This window comes from Nonomuraea terrae (assembly GCF_044465245.1).
Taxonomy (GTDB): Bacteria; Actinomycetota; Actinomycetes; order Streptosporangiales; family Streptosporangiaceae; genus Nonomuraea; species Nonomuraea terrae.
The window spans coordinates 184,799-199,380 of the sequence record NZ_JBITLL010000006.1; the positions used below are offsets into that span (position 1 = coordinate 184,799).

General features: G+C 71.0%; 14 protein-coding genes and 1 pseudogene. 6 read left to right on the forward strand and 9 right to left on the reverse strand.

The window, feature by feature from the left end; translation table 11 throughout:
• Positions 1–61 precede the first annotated feature (61 nt).
• Both ACIBP6_RS30125 and ACIBP6_RS30130 read left to right on the forward strand, forming a co-directional pair.
• Positions 62–1,018, forward strand: a complete 957-nt coding sequence (locus ACIBP6_RS30125) for an NAD(P)H-quinone oxidoreductase (protein ID WP_397057259.1) — start codon at positions 62–64, stop codon at positions 1,016–1,018.
• A gap of 5 nt (positions 1,019–1,023) precedes the next feature.
• Complete coding sequence (locus tag ACIBP6_RS30130) at positions 1,024–1,536, forward strand: bacterial proteasome activator family protein (RefSeq protein WP_132611540.1); 513 nt, start codon at positions 1,024–1,026, stop codon at positions 1,534–1,536.
• Here ACIBP6_RS30130 and ACIBP6_RS30135 read toward each other — a convergent pair.
• Positions 1,527–2,303, reverse strand: a complete 777-nt coding sequence (locus ACIBP6_RS30135; protein ID WP_397057260.1) for an HAD family hydrolase — start codon at positions 2,301–2,303, stop codon at positions 1,527–1,529. The two genes, ACIBP6_RS30130 and ACIBP6_RS30135, sit on opposite strands and share 10 nt — an antisense overlap.
• A gap of 224 nt (positions 2,304–2,527) precedes the next feature.
• On the opposite strand from ACIBP6_RS30135, the gene ACIBP6_RS30140 reads away from it, so the two are divergent.
• Positions 2,528–2,731, forward strand: coding sequence for a cold-shock protein (locus ACIBP6_RS30140; protein WP_091081014.1), 204 nt, complete (start codon positions 2,528–2,530; stop codon positions 2,729–2,731).
• Between the two features lie 113 nt (positions 2,732–2,844).
• Positions 2,845–4,230: a hypothetical protein gene (locus tag ACIBP6_RS30145; RefSeq protein WP_397057261.1), complete on the forward strand. Its 1,386-nt coding sequence runs from the start codon at positions 2,845–2,847 to the stop codon at positions 4,228–4,230.
• On the opposite strand, the gene serS is transcribed toward ACIBP6_RS30145, so the two are convergent.
• The 4 genes from serS to ACIBP6_RS30165 form a co-directional block, all read right to left on the reverse strand.
• Positions 4,194–5,456, reverse strand: a complete 1,263-nt coding sequence (gene serS, locus ACIBP6_RS30150; RefSeq protein WP_132611534.1) for a serine--tRNA ligase — start codon at positions 5,454–5,456, stop codon at positions 4,194–4,196. The two genes, ACIBP6_RS30145 and serS, sit on opposite strands and share 37 nt — an antisense overlap.
• A gap of 165 nt (positions 5,457–5,621) precedes the next feature.
• Positions 5,622–6,545, reverse strand: coding sequence for a prephenate dehydratase (gene pheA / locus ACIBP6_RS30155; protein WP_397057262.1), 924 nt, complete (start codon positions 6,543–6,545; stop codon positions 5,622–5,624).
• Positions 6,546–6,703: 158 nt separating this feature from the next.
• The gene (locus ACIBP6_RS30160; RefSeq protein WP_397057263.1) at positions 6,704–7,123 is read right to left on the reverse strand and encodes a DUF4446 family protein; all 420 of its coding nucleotides are present in this window, start codon (positions 7,121–7,123) and stop codon (positions 6,704–6,706) included.
• Positions 7,124–7,145: 22 nt separating this feature from the next.
• Positions 7,146–8,351 (reverse strand): glycosyltransferase 87 family protein, encoded by a 1,206-nt coding sequence (locus tag ACIBP6_RS30165; protein WP_397057264.1) that lies wholly within the window; start codon positions 8,349–8,351, stop codon positions 7,146–7,148.
• Between the two features lie 57 nt (positions 8,352–8,408).
• On the opposite strand from ACIBP6_RS30165, the gene ACIBP6_RS30170 reads away from it, so the two are divergent.
• Positions 8,409–10,955: a hypothetical protein gene (locus ACIBP6_RS30170; protein ID WP_397057265.1), complete on the forward strand. Its 2,547-nt coding sequence runs from the start codon at positions 8,409–8,411 to the stop codon at positions 10,953–10,955.
• A 130-nt stretch (positions 10,956–11,085) separates the two neighbouring features.
• Here the strand turns inward: ACIBP6_RS30170 and mptB are convergent.
• Positions 11,086–12,285, reverse strand: a pseudogene (gene mptB / locus ACIBP6_RS30175) (polyprenol phosphomannose-dependent alpha 1,6 mannosyltransferase MptB); the annotation flags it as partial.
• A gap of 120 nt (positions 12,286–12,405) precedes the next feature.
• Positions 12,406–12,540 carry a hypothetical protein gene (locus ACIBP6_RS30180; RefSeq protein ID WP_397057266.1) on the reverse strand — a complete coding sequence of 45 codons (135 nt, stop codon included), beginning with the start codon at positions 12,538–12,540 and terminating at the stop codon, positions 12,406–12,408.
• Positions 12,541–12,551: 11 nt separating this feature from the next.
• On the opposite strand from ACIBP6_RS30180, the gene ACIBP6_RS30185 reads away from it, so the two are divergent.
• The gene (locus ACIBP6_RS30185; protein WP_397057267.1) at positions 12,552–13,352 is read left to right on the forward strand and encodes a hypothetical protein; all 801 of its coding nucleotides are present in this window, start codon (positions 12,552–12,554) and stop codon (positions 13,350–13,352) included.
• A 29-nt stretch (positions 13,353–13,381) separates the two neighbouring features.
• Here the strand turns inward: ACIBP6_RS30185 and ACIBP6_RS30190 are convergent, their stop codons facing one another.
• Together ACIBP6_RS30190 and ACIBP6_RS30195 are read right to left on the reverse strand one after the other, a co-directional pair.
• Positions 13,382–14,116 carry a glycosyltransferase family 2 protein gene (locus ACIBP6_RS30190; RefSeq protein WP_397057268.1) on the reverse strand — a complete coding sequence of 245 codons (735 nt, stop codon included), beginning with the start codon at positions 14,114–14,116 and terminating at the stop codon, positions 13,382–13,384.
• Positions 14,117–14,165: 49 nt separating this feature from the next.
• A complete protein-coding gene (locus ACIBP6_RS30195; RefSeq protein WP_111182883.1) occupies positions 14,166–14,513 on the reverse strand; it encodes an STAS domain-containing protein in 348 nt (115 codons plus the stop codon).
• Between the last annotated feature and the right edge of the window lie 69 nt (positions 14,514–14,582).

Consider the following 14,582-nt stretch of genomic DNA (forward strand, 5'->3'; position numbering starts at 1 on the left):
GCCATCACTTACCGTGCAGCCCGGCAACTCACCACTTCTTTGCCCGGCTACCGTGGTTCGCATGCGAGCCATTGAGATCGCCGAGCCCGGCGGACCTGAGGTGCTGAAGTGGCGCGAGGTGCCCGAGCCGCGCGTCGAACGAGGAGACGTCCTCATCGAGGTGACCGCCTCGGCGGTCAACCGCGCGGACGTCCTGCAACGGCAGGGGTTCTACGACCCCCCTCCCGGTACGTCCCCCTACCCGGGGCTGGAAGTCTCGGGGGTGGTGGCCGAGGTCGGGGCCGACGTCGAGCAGTTCAAGCCGGGTGACGAGGTGTGCGCCCTGCTCGCCGGCGGCGGTTACGCCGAGCGCGTAGCGGCGCCCTGGCAGCAGGTCATGCCGGTGCCGGAGCGCGTGCCGCTGCGCGAGGCCGCGGGCCTGCCCGAGGTCGCCTGCACGGTGTGGTCCAACGTCTTCATGATCGGCCGGCTGCGCAAGGGCGAGACGCTGCTCGTGCACGGCGGGGCCAGCGGCATCGGCACGTTCGCCGTCCAGCTCGCCAAGGCGCTCGGCGCCCACGTCGTCACCACCGTCGGCTCGGCCGAGAAGGCGGAGCGGGTCAGGGCGCTGGGCGCCGACGAGGTGATCAACTACCGCGAGGAGGACTTCGCCGACAAGGTACGCGCCGACGTCATCCTCGACATCATGGGCGCCAAATACCTGGCGGGCAACGTCAAGGCGCTGAAGACCGGCGGCCGGCTCGTCATCATCGGCCTGCAGGGTGGCCGCAAGGCCGAGATCGACCTCGGCGCCATGCTCGCCAAGCGGGCGGCCGTGCACGCCACGACGCTGCGCGCCCGTCCGGTCGACGACAAGGGCGTCATCGTCCGCAGCGTCGTCGACAACGTCTGGCCGCTGGTCGGGGCGGGTGCCGTGCGTCCTGTGGTGCACGCGGAGGTGCCCATGGCGGACGCCGCCGAAGCACACCGAATGTTGGATTCCGGAGAACACGTCGGCAAGATCCTGCTAGTACGGTGAGTGTTATGAATGCTGAGGACAACAACACCCCCCACATCGTGGTGGTAGGCCCTGACTTCCAAGGTCAGGGCGATGACGGCGAGGAGGATCGCTCGGTCACCAACCTGGTCGAGCAGCCCGCCAAGGTGATGCGCATCGGCAGCATGATCCGGCAGCTTCTGGAGGAGGTCCGCGCGGCCCCCCTCGACGAGGCCAGCCGCAAGCGGTTGAAGGAGATCCACGAGTCCTCCATCAAGGAGCTCGAGGACGGCTTGGCGCCGGAGCTGGTGGACGAGCTGGAGCGCCTGTCGCTGCCGTTCACCGAGGACAACGGCGCGCCGCCGAGCGACGCCGAGCTGCGCATCGCGCACGCCCAGCTTGTCGGCTGGCTCGAGGGGTTGTTCCACGGCATCCAGACCACGCTGTTCGCCCAGCAGATGGCCGCCCGTGCCCAGCTCGAGCAGATGCGCAGGGCGCTGCCCGGTGTGGCGCAGGGCGACGAGCAGCGCCCGCCGCACGGCTCCGGCCCCTACCTGTAGAGCTCCTCGATCACCCGGGCGACGCCGTCGTCGTCGTTGGTCGCGGTCACGTGATCGACGGCCGCCAGCACGTCGGGGTGGGCGTTGGCGACCGCGTACGACGTGCCTGCCCAGCTCAGCATGGGCAGGTCGTTCGGCATGTCGCCGAAGGCGACGCTCTGTGCCTGCTCGATCGCGTGCTCCGCGGCGAGCGCGGCCAGAGCGGTCGCCTTCGTCACGCCCTGGGCGCTCATCTCGACGAGCCCCCTGCCGGAGGAATGGGTCGGGGTCACCAGGTGGCCGACGAGCCCGTGCACCATGGCCAGCAACTCGTCCGGGCCCATGGCCGGGTGACGGGCCAGCAGCTTGGCGCACGGACGCCCGGTCAGCGAATCGCCACCGGACACCGCGGCGAGCAAATCTGACTCGTGCGCAAAACCGGCTTCGTACTCGACCGAAAATGCCAGATCCGGCACGTTCGCTCTTAGCTGAGCGACCACTTCCTCGAGCACCTCCACGGTGATCAGGTGCGATTCCACTATCTGTTCGCTATGGAGGTCGTAGACCAGCGCTCCGTTCGCGCAGATGGCGAGCCCGCGGTGGCGTACGGCGCCCGCGACGCCGCCCATCCACCGGGGCGGACGCCCGGTCACGAACACGAGCATGCTGCCGGATTCCTCGACCTGGGCGAAGGCGGCGGCCGTACGGGGAGACACGGTTCCGTCTGTGCGCAAGGCGGTTCCGTCGAGGTCGGTGGCCACAAGACGCGGCGGGGGAAGGCTCTGCATAACAGGTTCCAGTTTGCCTGGTGATGCCGCATGACAGAAATCTTCGTAGGGACGGGAACACCAACGCGCCAGAATGGTGTTAGATGTGATGGCGTTGTATTAGCTGATCCCGTAGTGAAAACCAGCATGACTTTGTCTGAGCCACCCCGGGTGCTTGCTGTACGACACACCGGGACTCACGAGGTGTGGGTCCCATAGATTCATCATCCTGAGGGAGAGCTTTTATGGCTCAGGGAACCGTCAAGTGGTTCAACGCCGAGAAGGGCTTCGGCTTCATCGCCCCGGACGGCGGTGCGCCGGACGTGTTCGTGCACTTCTCCGAGATCGTCGGCAGTGGCTACCGCAGCCTTGAAGACGGCCAGCGGGTCGAGTTCGAGATCACGCAGGGCCAGAAGGGGCCGCAAGCCTCTCAGGTACGCGCCATCTGACCTGTAGTAACGGCAAGACAGACCGGAGTTCGCGGCCAGCGGGCTCCGGTCTTTGCATGTCTCGGACCGGTCACGGCCCGAACCGACCGCCGCGGCGGGCCGTCAACCTCTGCATGAGGTACGCCTGGTTATGCCACCCCGTGACCGTGGCCGGGGTGGTCGTGCTCCTGATCAACGACCATCTGCTCAAGCAGACCTGGCCCGGGTTCGTCACGGGCAAACTCAGCGACGTGGCCGGGCTCCTCGTGGCCCCCGCCCTCCTGGCGCTGCTCCTCCCCCGCCGCGCCGATCTGGCGGCCACCGTGCTGACCGGAGTGGTCTTCGCGCTCGTGAAAACGACGGAGACGGGCGCGGACCTCGCCTCCCAGGTCTGGACCTTCGTGGGCGGCCCTTCGCGCGTCCTGGCCGACTCCAGCGATCTTCTCGCCCTGCCCGCGCTCGCCCTCGCCTGGTGGGTACGCGGGCGCGGCACCGGCCCGGACCGCCGGCACGTGATGATCGTCACGATGCCGCTGGCCGTCCTCGCCGTCACCGCCACCTCCGCCGCGCCGGGCCACCCCACGGCCGTCGCCGTGGAGGAGCACGACGGCCGGATCACCGTCCGCACCGACGCCTCGTCCGCCTGGCTCTCCGAGGACGGCGGCCGCACGTGGAACCCCACCTCAGGCGCCGATGACGGCAAGGCGCCGCGGACCGCCCAATGCGTGCCGTACCAGGCCACGCGGTGCTACCGGGTGGCCGCGAACCGGATGGCCGTGGAGCAGTCGGACGACGGCGGCCACACGTGGCGCCCGTCGTGGGCGGCCTCCCCCGACGAGCTCGAACGGCTCAGCAGACAGTACGGACCCCACGACAGGCTGGAGTCCGTGGCCCTGGCCGTCCAGCACCGGCCGGAGGGCCACGTGGTGGTAGTCGCGAACGGCGCGGACGGCATCCTGGTCCGCGACGCGTCAGGCGATTGGCGGCGCGTGGGCCTGCCCGGCGCCGAGCCGCCCGAGGTGGACCTGGCCCTGGAGCGGGACGTGGCGCTCTTCCTGGCCGCCTGTGTGCTCTTCGGCGGGGTCGGGGCGGGTCTGCGCCGCCACGCGGGCGTCTACACCGGCTTCGCGGCCGCCGCCTGCGTGTCCGTGCCGGTGGTCGCCGGCGACCCGTTCGACCCCGGGGGGTTCCCCGCCGACGTGGCCGGCTTGGGCGGGCTTCCGTTCCTCGCGGCCTTGCTCGCGCTCCCGGTGAGCGGCGCGGTGTGCCTCGGGTCGGCGATCGCCGGACGGGCCCGCGCCGTGCCGGTCGCCGTCGGGACGCTGGGCGCGCCGCTGGTCTACCTGAGCGTCTACACGCCCTTCCAGGGCTGGGCGCAGGGCACCCCGGACAGCCATGCGGCGGCCACGGCGCTCGCCGTGCTGCTGACCGCCGTCGTGCTGCTGGCGGGCGCCGCCCTGGTCAGGAACGACGCCCGCCGCGCTCACTTGGCGGGCACGAGCACGTCGAGCCCCACGTAGGGGCGCAGCGCCTGCGGGACCACCACGGAGCCGTCGGCCTGCTGGTGGTTCTCCAGGATCGCCACGATCCAGCGGGTCGTGGCGAGCGTGCCGTTGAGCGTGGCCAGGTGCTGGGGCTTGCCGTCCTTGTCGCGGTAGCGGACGGCGAGCCGCCGGGCCTGGAACTCGGTGCAGTTGGAGGTCGAGGTCAGCTCGCGGTAGCGGCCCTGGGTCGGGATCCACGCCTCGCAGTCGAACTTGCGCGCGGCCGACATGCCGAGGTCGCCGGCCGCCGTGTCGATGACGCGGTAGGGCACCTCGATCTTGGCCAGCATCTCCTTCTCCCAGGCGAGCAGGCGCTGGTGCTCCTCGTGGGCGTCTTCCGGACGCACGTAGGAGAACATCTCGACCTTGTCGAACTGGTGGACGCGGATGATGCCCCGGGTGTCCTTGCCGTACGAGCCCGCCTCGCGGCGGAAGCAGGACGACCAGCCCGCGTAGCGCAGCGGCAGGTCGCCGCCGTCGAGGATCTCCTGGGCGTGGTAGCCCGCCAGCGACACCTCGGAGGTGCCGACCAGGTAGAGGTCGTCATCGGGGAGACGGTAGATCTCCTTGTCGTGGGCCACGTGGAAGCCGGTGCCCTGCATGGTCTCCGGCTTGACCAGCACCGGAGTGATCATCGGGACGAACCCGGACTCGATGGCCTGCTGCATCGCCATGTTGAGCAGGCCGAGCTGCAGCCGCGCGCCGACGCCCTTGAGGAAGAAGAACCGCGAGCCGGACACCTTGGCGCCGCGCTCCATGTCGATGGCGCCGAGCGCCTCGCCGAGCTCCAGGTGGTCTTTCGGCTCGAAGTCGAACGCCCTGGGCTCACCGTGCGTCTCGAGCACGACGTAGTCGTCCTCGCCGCCGGGCGGGGCGCCCTCCTCGACGAGGTTGGGCACGCTCTGGAGCAGCTGGTCGAGCTCGGCGCCCAGCTTCTCCGCCTCGGACTCGGCCGCCTTGACCTGGCCCGCGAGGTCCTTGGCCCGCTGGAGCAGCGCGGCCTTCTCCTCGCCCTGCGCCTTGGAGACCGACTTGCCCATGCTCTTCTGCTCGGCGCGCAGCGACTCGAACGAGGTCAGCGCCGATCGGCGACGCTCGTCGAGGTCGAGCAGCGTGTCGACGACGGTGTCGTCCTCGCCGCGGGCACGCTGCGACGCCCGTAGCCGGTCGGGATCCTCACGAAGGGTACGCAGGTCAATCACAAAGAAAAGGCTACCGGCGTACCGACGCGCCCCGCCCCCCTATTACCCCCGCGACACATCCGTGATCCCGGCGCGCCGCCGGCAGGGGTGACCGGTCAGGCCACGGACAGACGGAAGCTGGAAAGGTTCCCCCGCCTGTCGCGCACGTGGTCGCCGGGTTGTGTCTCAGACCTGGCCGGCGCGGACGCGCGCCAGCCAGTCGCCCGCCTGGGCGAACTCGGCGTCGGTCGTGCCGCGCTTGACCTGCGGCGCGATGCCGTCGGCCCGCGGATAGCTGCCGAGGAAGCGCACCTCGCCGGCGATGCGGTGCAGGCCCGCCAGGGCGTCGCCGACCCGCGCGTCGGCGACGTGGCCCTCGAAGTCGAAGTGGAAGAAGTAGCGCCCGATGCCGTCGCCGGTCGGCCGCGACTCGATGCGCGTCAGGTTGACCCCGCGTACGGAGAACTCGGTCAGCATCTCCAGCAGCGCGCCCGGGTGGTCGTCGGCCAGGAAGACCACCAGCGAGGTGCGGTCGGATCCGGTCGCCTCGGGCAGCGGCCCGCCCGGACGGCACACCTTGACGAACCGGGTCACGGTGTCGGTCCTGTCGCCGATGTCGGAGGCCAGCTCCACCAGCCCGTAGTGCTCGCCGGCGATGGGCGCCGCGATGGCCGCGTCGTACGGCGAACCCGGCAGCGAGACCTCCTGGGCCGCGGCGGCCGTGGAGGGGGCGGCCACCACGACGGCGTCGGGCAGCTCGCGGGAGACGTAGGCGCGGCACTGGGTGATGGCCGCGGGATGCGTGTAGACCCGCTTGATGTGCGGCATCTCGGTGCCCGGCCTGGCCAGCAGGGAGAACCGCACGGGAAGCAGCAGCTCGGCGTTGATCATCAACGGCTCGCCCCACGCGAACTCGTCGAGCGTCGTGGTGATCGCGCCCTCGACGGAGTTCTCCAGCGGGACCACGGCGCCGTCGGCGTCGCCCGCGCGGGCGGCGTTGAGCGCGGCGCTCACGGTGGCGCACGGCAGCCGCTCGGCGGCGGGGTCGAGGAGCCTCAGGGCCTCTTCGGTGAAGGTCCCTTCCGGTCCGAGATAGGCGAGTCTGGGCATGGGTCCAGAGTAACCGCAGGTCGGGGGCGCATGTCGCCGTTTTCGCCCTACAGCGTCCTGGAAATACGGACCGTTTCGGTCGGCACACCCTTCTGCCGGCCGGTCACCCTTCAGGAGAGCCGGTCACGCGCCGCGGATCGTCGCCCAACCCCCTGGCCTCACAGCGTCTCGGCCGCGCGGCAGGCGACCACCGGTCCGAGGCCGAGCCTGGCCGCCCGTACCGCCTCTTCCTCCTCGGGGGACAGCGGTTCCTCGCCCTTCCCGCCCACCACCGGGCGCACGTACGTACGGGTCTCGCTGCGGCCGTTGATCGAGGTCAGCACGATTCCGTCGCCCAGGCCGTTGATCATCGCGATCGAGAACGACAGCCGCCCGGTCATCTCCGCGAGCGCGTCGTAGCGGCACACCGCGACGTCCCTGACGGCCTTGAGGTCACCCGGGGCCTCGGAGAGCTGCCGGGCCAGCATGCGCCGGCCCTCCTCCACGGTGGCCCTGGCCTCCCGCAGCGCCAGGCAGCCGATCAGCACGCCGCTGACCCCGATGACGAGCCCCACGATCAGCCATACGGTAATGAGCACAGCACGCAGGGTAACGTCCCGGTCAAGCGATCTGCCGCCGTTTCGGCAACCAGGACACCAGCAACCACACCAGGGCGAGGGCTCCCAGGCCGTACCCGTTCTGGACGATCTTGCCCAGCACCAGGCTGACCCCCGGGATGTCGGCGGCCCTCAGCGACACCCCCCACCACGGCACCGGCAGCACGTAGTACAGCCACACGCCCGCCGCCACGCGCAGCCGCACCGGGTCGCGGCCGTCGCCGACGATCGCGGCGAGCACCACGACCACCCAGGCCAGGTGGTGGATCCAGGCGACCGGCGAGAGCAACACCGCCATGAGCCCGACGAGCGCGACCGCGGTCATCGGATCGTCCTTCTCGTACGCGTCCCGCGCGCCCCGGAACCCGTACCAGGCGACCGCCGCCACGAGCGCCACCCAGATCGCGGTCGTCAGCAGGTCGGGCCAGTACAGCCGGATCAGCATGCCGCGCATCGACTGGTTGGTGGTGGCCGCGTTCGCGCCCAGACGTTCGGGGTCGAGCAGCGCCGAGAACCAGAAGCCGGCCGCGTCCTGCGGGATCACCGCGAACGGCAACAACGTGAGCACCGCCGCGGTGAACGACGCCATGAAGAACGTCCGCCACTGCCGCGTGACCAGCAGGTAGATCAGGAAGACGCCCGGCGTCAGCTTGACCGCCGTCGCCAGGCCGATCAGGAACCCGCGCGGCCACCACGGCTTCCTGGCCACGCAGTCGGCCAGGCACAGCGCCACCAGCAGGATGTCCACCTGCCCGAACCGCACCTGGTCCCTGATCGGCATCAGGTACGTGCACATCACCATGAGCACCGCGAACACCCACGGCGCGTACGCGCGCATCGCGTCCCTGCGCAGCGTCTCCCGGAACGCGAACCCCACGGTCACGGCCAGCGCCGCGAAGATCCCGGCCGTCCACACCCACTGCGCCGTCTCCCACGACATCTTGGCCAGCACCACGGCGATCATCGCCGCGACGGGCGGATACGTGAACGGCAGTAACTGCGGCGCCGGGGTGACGTAGTCGTACAGCGGCCGTCCTTCGAGCAGCATCTGCCCGCCGGTGCGGTAGACGTCCAGGTCGACCAGGCGCTGGTCGTCGGGGTTGGTGAGCCACATGTGCACGAGCGGTGCCGCGGCCGCCACCACGACGAGCGCCGCCACCGCCCACGCCCACCACTGCCGCCGTCTCACCTGCACCTCGCCACTTGTCACGATGTGGGACGTTACCGTGGCTGTTGTCGATCGAGGGCAAACACCGGGGGTCCCACCATGCCGAACGCCACACCGTACCCGTCCGAGGGACGGCACGGTCGGCACCCCTCCCACCTGCTCACCACCCTCGCCCTCATCCTCACAGTCCTGCTCGTCCCCGCCGCACCGGCGCTCGCCACCACGGCTACGGGCGACAACCCCCACACGACCGCGCTTCTTCACGCTGCCGGCCCCACGACCGACAGCACACCCGCGGCCGGACGTACCGCCGGCGGCACGCCGGCCGCCGCACGTGCCGGGGGGACCTCGGCCGGCGAACGTGCGCCGGAAAGGCGGGTGGCGTTGATCGGGGTGCCCGGGCTGGAGTGGAGTGACCTCGATGAGGCCGGCACCCCGGTCTTGTGGCGGCTCGTCGGGCAGGGGGCCTCGGGGTCGTTGTCGACGCGGGCCGTGCCGCCGCCCGAGCGCGGGATCACCTGTCCGACCGCCGGCTGGCTGACCGTATCGGCGGGGCAGCGGGCCGGGACGGAGGTGCGCGGCTGCCCTGAGCCCCCGGTTCCCCAGGCGTCCGGCGAAGGCGCCACGGTCCCGGGCTGGGCGGCGATGGCCGCGTACCAGGCCGAGACCGGCTACGACGCGCGCATCGGCACCCTCGGGCAACTCGTCGCGGACAACGGCGGCAAGGTGGCGGCCATCGGCCCGGGTGCCGCCCTGGCCGCCGCCGACAAGGCCGGAAATATCGCCAAATACGCTCCCACTCCCGAGGCGCTCACCGACCTGACCCCGTACGACCTGATCGTCTTCGCCGCCGACGACCTCGCCGACGCCTGGTTCCGCCGCCCCCACGACGAGTACGGCGTCCCCACGGCCCTCCCGGCGCCCGAGCGCCGAGCCGCGGTGGCCGAGGCCGACCGCCGGATCGGCGCCCTGATCGACCGGCTGCCTGCCGGCACCACGATCCTGCTGGCCGGCGTTTCCGACGTCACCCCCGACGCCCACCTCCACGTGGCGCTGGCCACCGGCCCGTCCGCCGCAGGACAGCCGTTCCCGTACGGCCACCTCACGGCGACCTCCACCCGCCAGGACGCGCTGGTCACCATCACCGACCTCACCGCCACGACCGTCCAGCTCCTGGGCCTCGACGCGCCACGCGAGGTCGTGGGCCGGCCCTGGCAGGCGGGCGGCCCGGCACCGGGAACGCCGTCCGCGACGGTGACCGAGCTGGCCGACGCCGACCTGGCCAGCAAGGTGCTGCGCGAGGTCCGCGGCCCGTTCTTCACCGTCCTGGTGACGGTCCAGCTGGTGTTCTACGCCCTCGCCGCCCTGGCCCTCCGCCGCCGCCGTACGACATCCGCCCCCACGAACCGCGAGGAGCCCACCGCAACAGGAGCCGCCGCAGAACCGGGACCCGGGACGACCGCCCGGGACACCCACCCCGCCGGACCCGGTGCGACGGCCGACGCACAACCCGCCGGAACCGGTGCGGCAGCCGACGCGCGACCCCCCGGAACGGGGACAGAGGGCACGGCGGGCGCTTCCACGGTGCTCAAGTCGGTCCAGGCCGTCGCGGTGGTCAGTGGGGCGACCGCGATCGCGACGTTCCTGGCCCAGCTGGTGCCCTGGTGGACCTTCCCGGTGCCGATGCTGTCGGTGATCGTGACGATCCTCGCCATCGCCGGCCTCATCACCGCCGTCGCCTTCGCCGGCCCGTGGCGTGCCCACGTGCTGGGCCCGTTGACCGTGGTCGCCGCCGTCACGTCGCTCGCCCTGCTGCTCGACGTCATGACCGGCTCCACTCTCCAGGTGAACGCCGTGACCGGCTACGAGCCCGTGACCGGCGGCCGCTTCTACGGCTTCAGCAACATCGCCTTCGCCGTCTACGCCACCGGCACGATCCTCGGCCTCGCCGGAGTGGCCCAGTGGCTGCTCGGCCGGGGCGTGTCCAGACTCGTGGTCGTCACGGCCTGCGGCGCGTACGGCGCCTTCGCCGTCTTCGCCGACGGATGGCCGTCGTGGGGCGCGGACTTCGGCGGTGTCCCGGCCTTCGTCGTCGGCCTCGCCGTCTTCCTCATCCTGCTCTCCGGCAGACGCGTCTCCCTCCTACGGCTGCTGCTCGTCGGCCTGGCCGGGGCAGTGCTGGTGGGCGCGTTGTCGGTGTTCGACTGGCTGCGCCCTGACGACCAGCGCACCCACCTGGGCAACTTCGTCCAGCAGATCATCGACGGTCAGGCGTTGACCGTCGTCGGCCGCAAGTTCAGCGCGATGATCGGCGTGACCGTGGGCAACCTGCCGCTGACGCTGCTCTCGCTGGTCGCGCTGGCCTTCCTCTTCCTGGTGCTGGCCCGGCCGTCGCGCTGGGGCGCCTCGGCGCTCGGCCAGGCCTACGCGCTGGCCCCGACGCTCAGGGCGGGCCTGTTCGGCGCGCTCACGTGCGCGTTCGTCGGCTTCCTGATGAACGACTCCGGCATCGCCATCCCCGCTATGGCGTTGACGGTCGCGGTGCCGCTGACGCTGGCGGCGTGCGTACGCGCCCTGCAGCTCGCCACGCCCACACCACCAGCGCCACCGTCAGGGCGAGCAGCACCCAGGCGAGCTGAGGCCTGACGACCTCCCTGAGCCAGGCGAGGTCGACGGGCTGGCCCTCGACCCGGGCGGGCAGGTACGCCAGCGACAACACCATCAGGTGCGCCACCACGAATGCGTCCACCGCCGACGCGCCCACCAGCGCCAGCAGCCCGAGCGCCAGCCCGTCGTACCAGGGCAGCACGTACGGCGTCGCGAACACGTACGCCACCACCAGCCCGGCCGCCACCACCGGAGCGCCCAGCCCGGCCCCGTCGCGCCGGGAGGCGAGCCGGAGCAGCGACCACGCGACCAGCGCCAGCACCAGCAGCGAGCCGACCTGGATCTCCCCCCGGTAGGCGCTTCCGGTGCCCACGATCGACTGCAGCCACCCCTGGACGAGCTTCCAGAACGACGCATGCGAGATCGACTTGGACGTGCGGGTGATCGGCGCGATCGCCTCGGGCCCGACGATCGCGTATCCCACGACCACGACCGCGACCGCGCACCCGGCCATGAGCGCCAGCCTCCCCGGCCGCCGCCGCAACTCCCAGGCCGGCCCGAGCGCCGCGAGCCCGGCGTTGACCTTGACCGCCACCCCGAGGCCGAGCAGCACACCTGACCCCACGGGCCGGCTCCTGGCCAGCAGCGCGGCGACCATGCAGGCGACGGCCAGGGTGTCGACGTGCATGCCGGCGACGAGCTGGTAGAGCAGGAGGGGATTGGCCGTCCACAGCAGGGCGGCACGCAGGCGGCGGACCGGGTCGTCCCGGGTGAACCGGTCGATGAGCAGCCCCGTCACGATGAAGGCGGCGGCGTTGAACAGCGCCAGCACGAAGATCGTCAGCCGCACCGAGTCGCCGCCGGCCCAGCTGGCGACCGCCTGCAGCGCGGTGGCCACGGGCCCGTACACGCTCGGCTCCTCCCGCCACGGGTCCTCGACCGCGTCGGCGACGGGATCGCCGGCCAGGTCGACCGCCCCATGCGTGTACGGGTCAAGGCCGAGCGTCACCATCCGGCCGTAGGCGGCGTAGTTGAGATGATCACCGGACCCGGACGGCGGCAGAAAGGCGAGCACCCCGGCGACCGCACATCCGGCGGCCACCAACCACCGCGCCGGCCCCGAGTCACGCGACGAACGGCCCGGCAACCCTCCGGACGGGCCACGAACACCGGCCAACGCACCCAGCAGGCCAAGCCCGCCGATGACGATCGCCACCGCCGCCATCCCCACCACAAGGTACGGATCGGGATCGGCCCCCAAGGAGTACGGAGGTTGCCGGCCGGGCCCGCTCAACGCGGGCACCATCGCCGACGGCCCCAGCAGCCCGATGAGGATCGTCAGCAGCATCGACGCGCCGATCGCCACCATGGCCGCCCCGACGAGCCGGCCACGCGCCCGGGGGTGCCGCGTCTCCGAAGTCACCGCACGATTCCAGCACACCCACAGGCCCTCTCACCCCACCCTGTGGACAACCAGCACCCCGCCGCATCAGAAAGCCTCGCTCGCCCACACCCTGTGGATGACCAGCAGCGGCGCCCGCACCTGAGAAGACTCCCCGCGCCGCAGGTCCACGCCTGTCGGCGCGAGGAAATTCGTGTTCCGCTCGTGATCCGCTGCGATCATGATCGCTGACCATGAAAAGGACGATCACGATTCTGGCGGCCTGCAGCGCTGTACTGGCAGCCGCCGTTCCCACGCAGGCGGCGTCCAAGGAACCCGTCCGAGCGCTGGAGGCCAAGCTGGCGCCCGGACACGGCGTGCGCTTCACCGGAACGACCACCTTCGGCGACGGCACCGAGGAGCGTCCGGTCCAGAAGCGCAAGGGAACCTTCGCGTTCGGCAAGAAGGGCGTCGAAGCCTTCGACGTCACGACCGAGCGTGATCAGCTGCGCGAACGGGTCATCAAGATCGGCGGCATCGGCCACTTCTGCGACATCGATCCACACGGGGCACCGAAGGGCAAGATCTGGTACAGGTACCCCCGAGCGAAATTCGGGCTCGACGAGCAATTCTCGTTCTACGGGCAGGTCATCAGCCCAGCCGAACCGGCGACCTTGTCCGCTCTGATCGAGAACGGAGACCTCAGCGCCGACACGATCACCGGCACGATCACCGTCGCAGAGCTCAAGAAGGTCTCGCCCTGGTTCGCCCTCTCGATGGCGAGCGAGCTGGGCGGCGGCACGGAGATCTCCTACACGCTGACGCTGACGTCGGCGAACCTGGTCAGCAGAGTGGAGAGCACGTACAGACTTCCGGATCACCGTGTGGTCCACGAAGACGATCAGGGCATGACCGTTCACGCCGACACCCGCTACAGCGGCTGGGGCGACAAGGTCTCGATCAAGGCGCCGGATCCGGACACGGTGGGCGACAAGATCGAGGGCCTTCCCAGGCTGCCGGGTTCATACAAGCTGCGATCCTGCCAGGCGACCTGAGCAACATGCCGAGCGCGGGGTGGGGTGCGTCAGCGTTTGGGCAGGAATTTGTCCAGGTTTCGGACGACCACCGGCTCGCGTACGGCCAGAGCGCGGGCGACGTCGCGGAGTTGCCTGGCCCGGTGGAGCTGGGCGCGCCAGTCGGTGCCGGTGGCGCGATGGGCCATGTCGACCTCGACCTCCACCACGCGGAACCCCTTGCGCAGCAGGTCGATCGTCAGCGCCGTCTCCACCCCGAACCCGTGCGCCAGCGGCCGGGCCGCCTCGAAGGCCGCGCGGGTGAGGCAGCGCTGCCCGTTGAGTGGCTGGGCGGCCTCGAAGCCGGTCGCCCTGCGGATGCCCTCCTTGGACAGCCGGACGACTAACCCATGGCCGCCGAGCTTCACCCTGGTGGTGAACATGGCGATCGTCATGTCGGCCGCTCCCGAGCGTACGGGCTCGATGAGGGGCGCCGCGGCCTGGGCGGTGTCGCCCAGGTCGGCGTCGAGGAAGAGCAGGTGGCGGGAGACGCCGCCCTCGTCGAGGAGACGTACGGCTTCGGCGCCCGTCTCCATCGCCGCGGCCTTGCCCCGGTTGCGGCTGTGGCGCACCACGCGGGCTCCGGCCGCGCGCGCCACCCTGCCCGTCTGGTCGGCGGAGCCGTCGTCGACGACCACGACGAGGCCGACGCCGGGAAGGGCCGCCGCCGCCGTCACCGTGGCCGCGATGCGGTCGGCCTCGTTGGCGGCCGGGATCACGACCGCCGTGTCGCCGTTGCCGCTCATCGTCGCCCTACCTCCGCCCGAAGACACCTCGTCCATGATCCCGCAACTGTCACGACTTCTCGCTGATGAGGAACTCCTTCGGCACCTCGTCGTGCACGGTGAAGACCGAGTCGAGCCCCGTGACCTGCAGGATCTTGCGTACGGCCGGCCGTGGCGCGGCCACTTCGAGCGCCCCTCCCCGTTCCTTCATCCGCTTGAGCGCGGACAGCAGGACGTTCATCCCCGTGGAGTCGCAGAAATCCACGGAGGACATGTCGATGACCACCCGGCTGGGCCCGTCCTGCAGCAGCCGAGTGAACTCGGACTGCAGGTGGGGCGCCGTATAGAGGTCGATTTCTCCGGTGATGGCAACGAGTGCGCACCCGGCTTGTGATCGAGTCGAGACCTTGAGCTCCACATGGGCAGGCTAGCGGCGCGAGCGCTTCCGGTCACGTTGTCACGCCGATAGGGGAACGGCGGGTTTTTG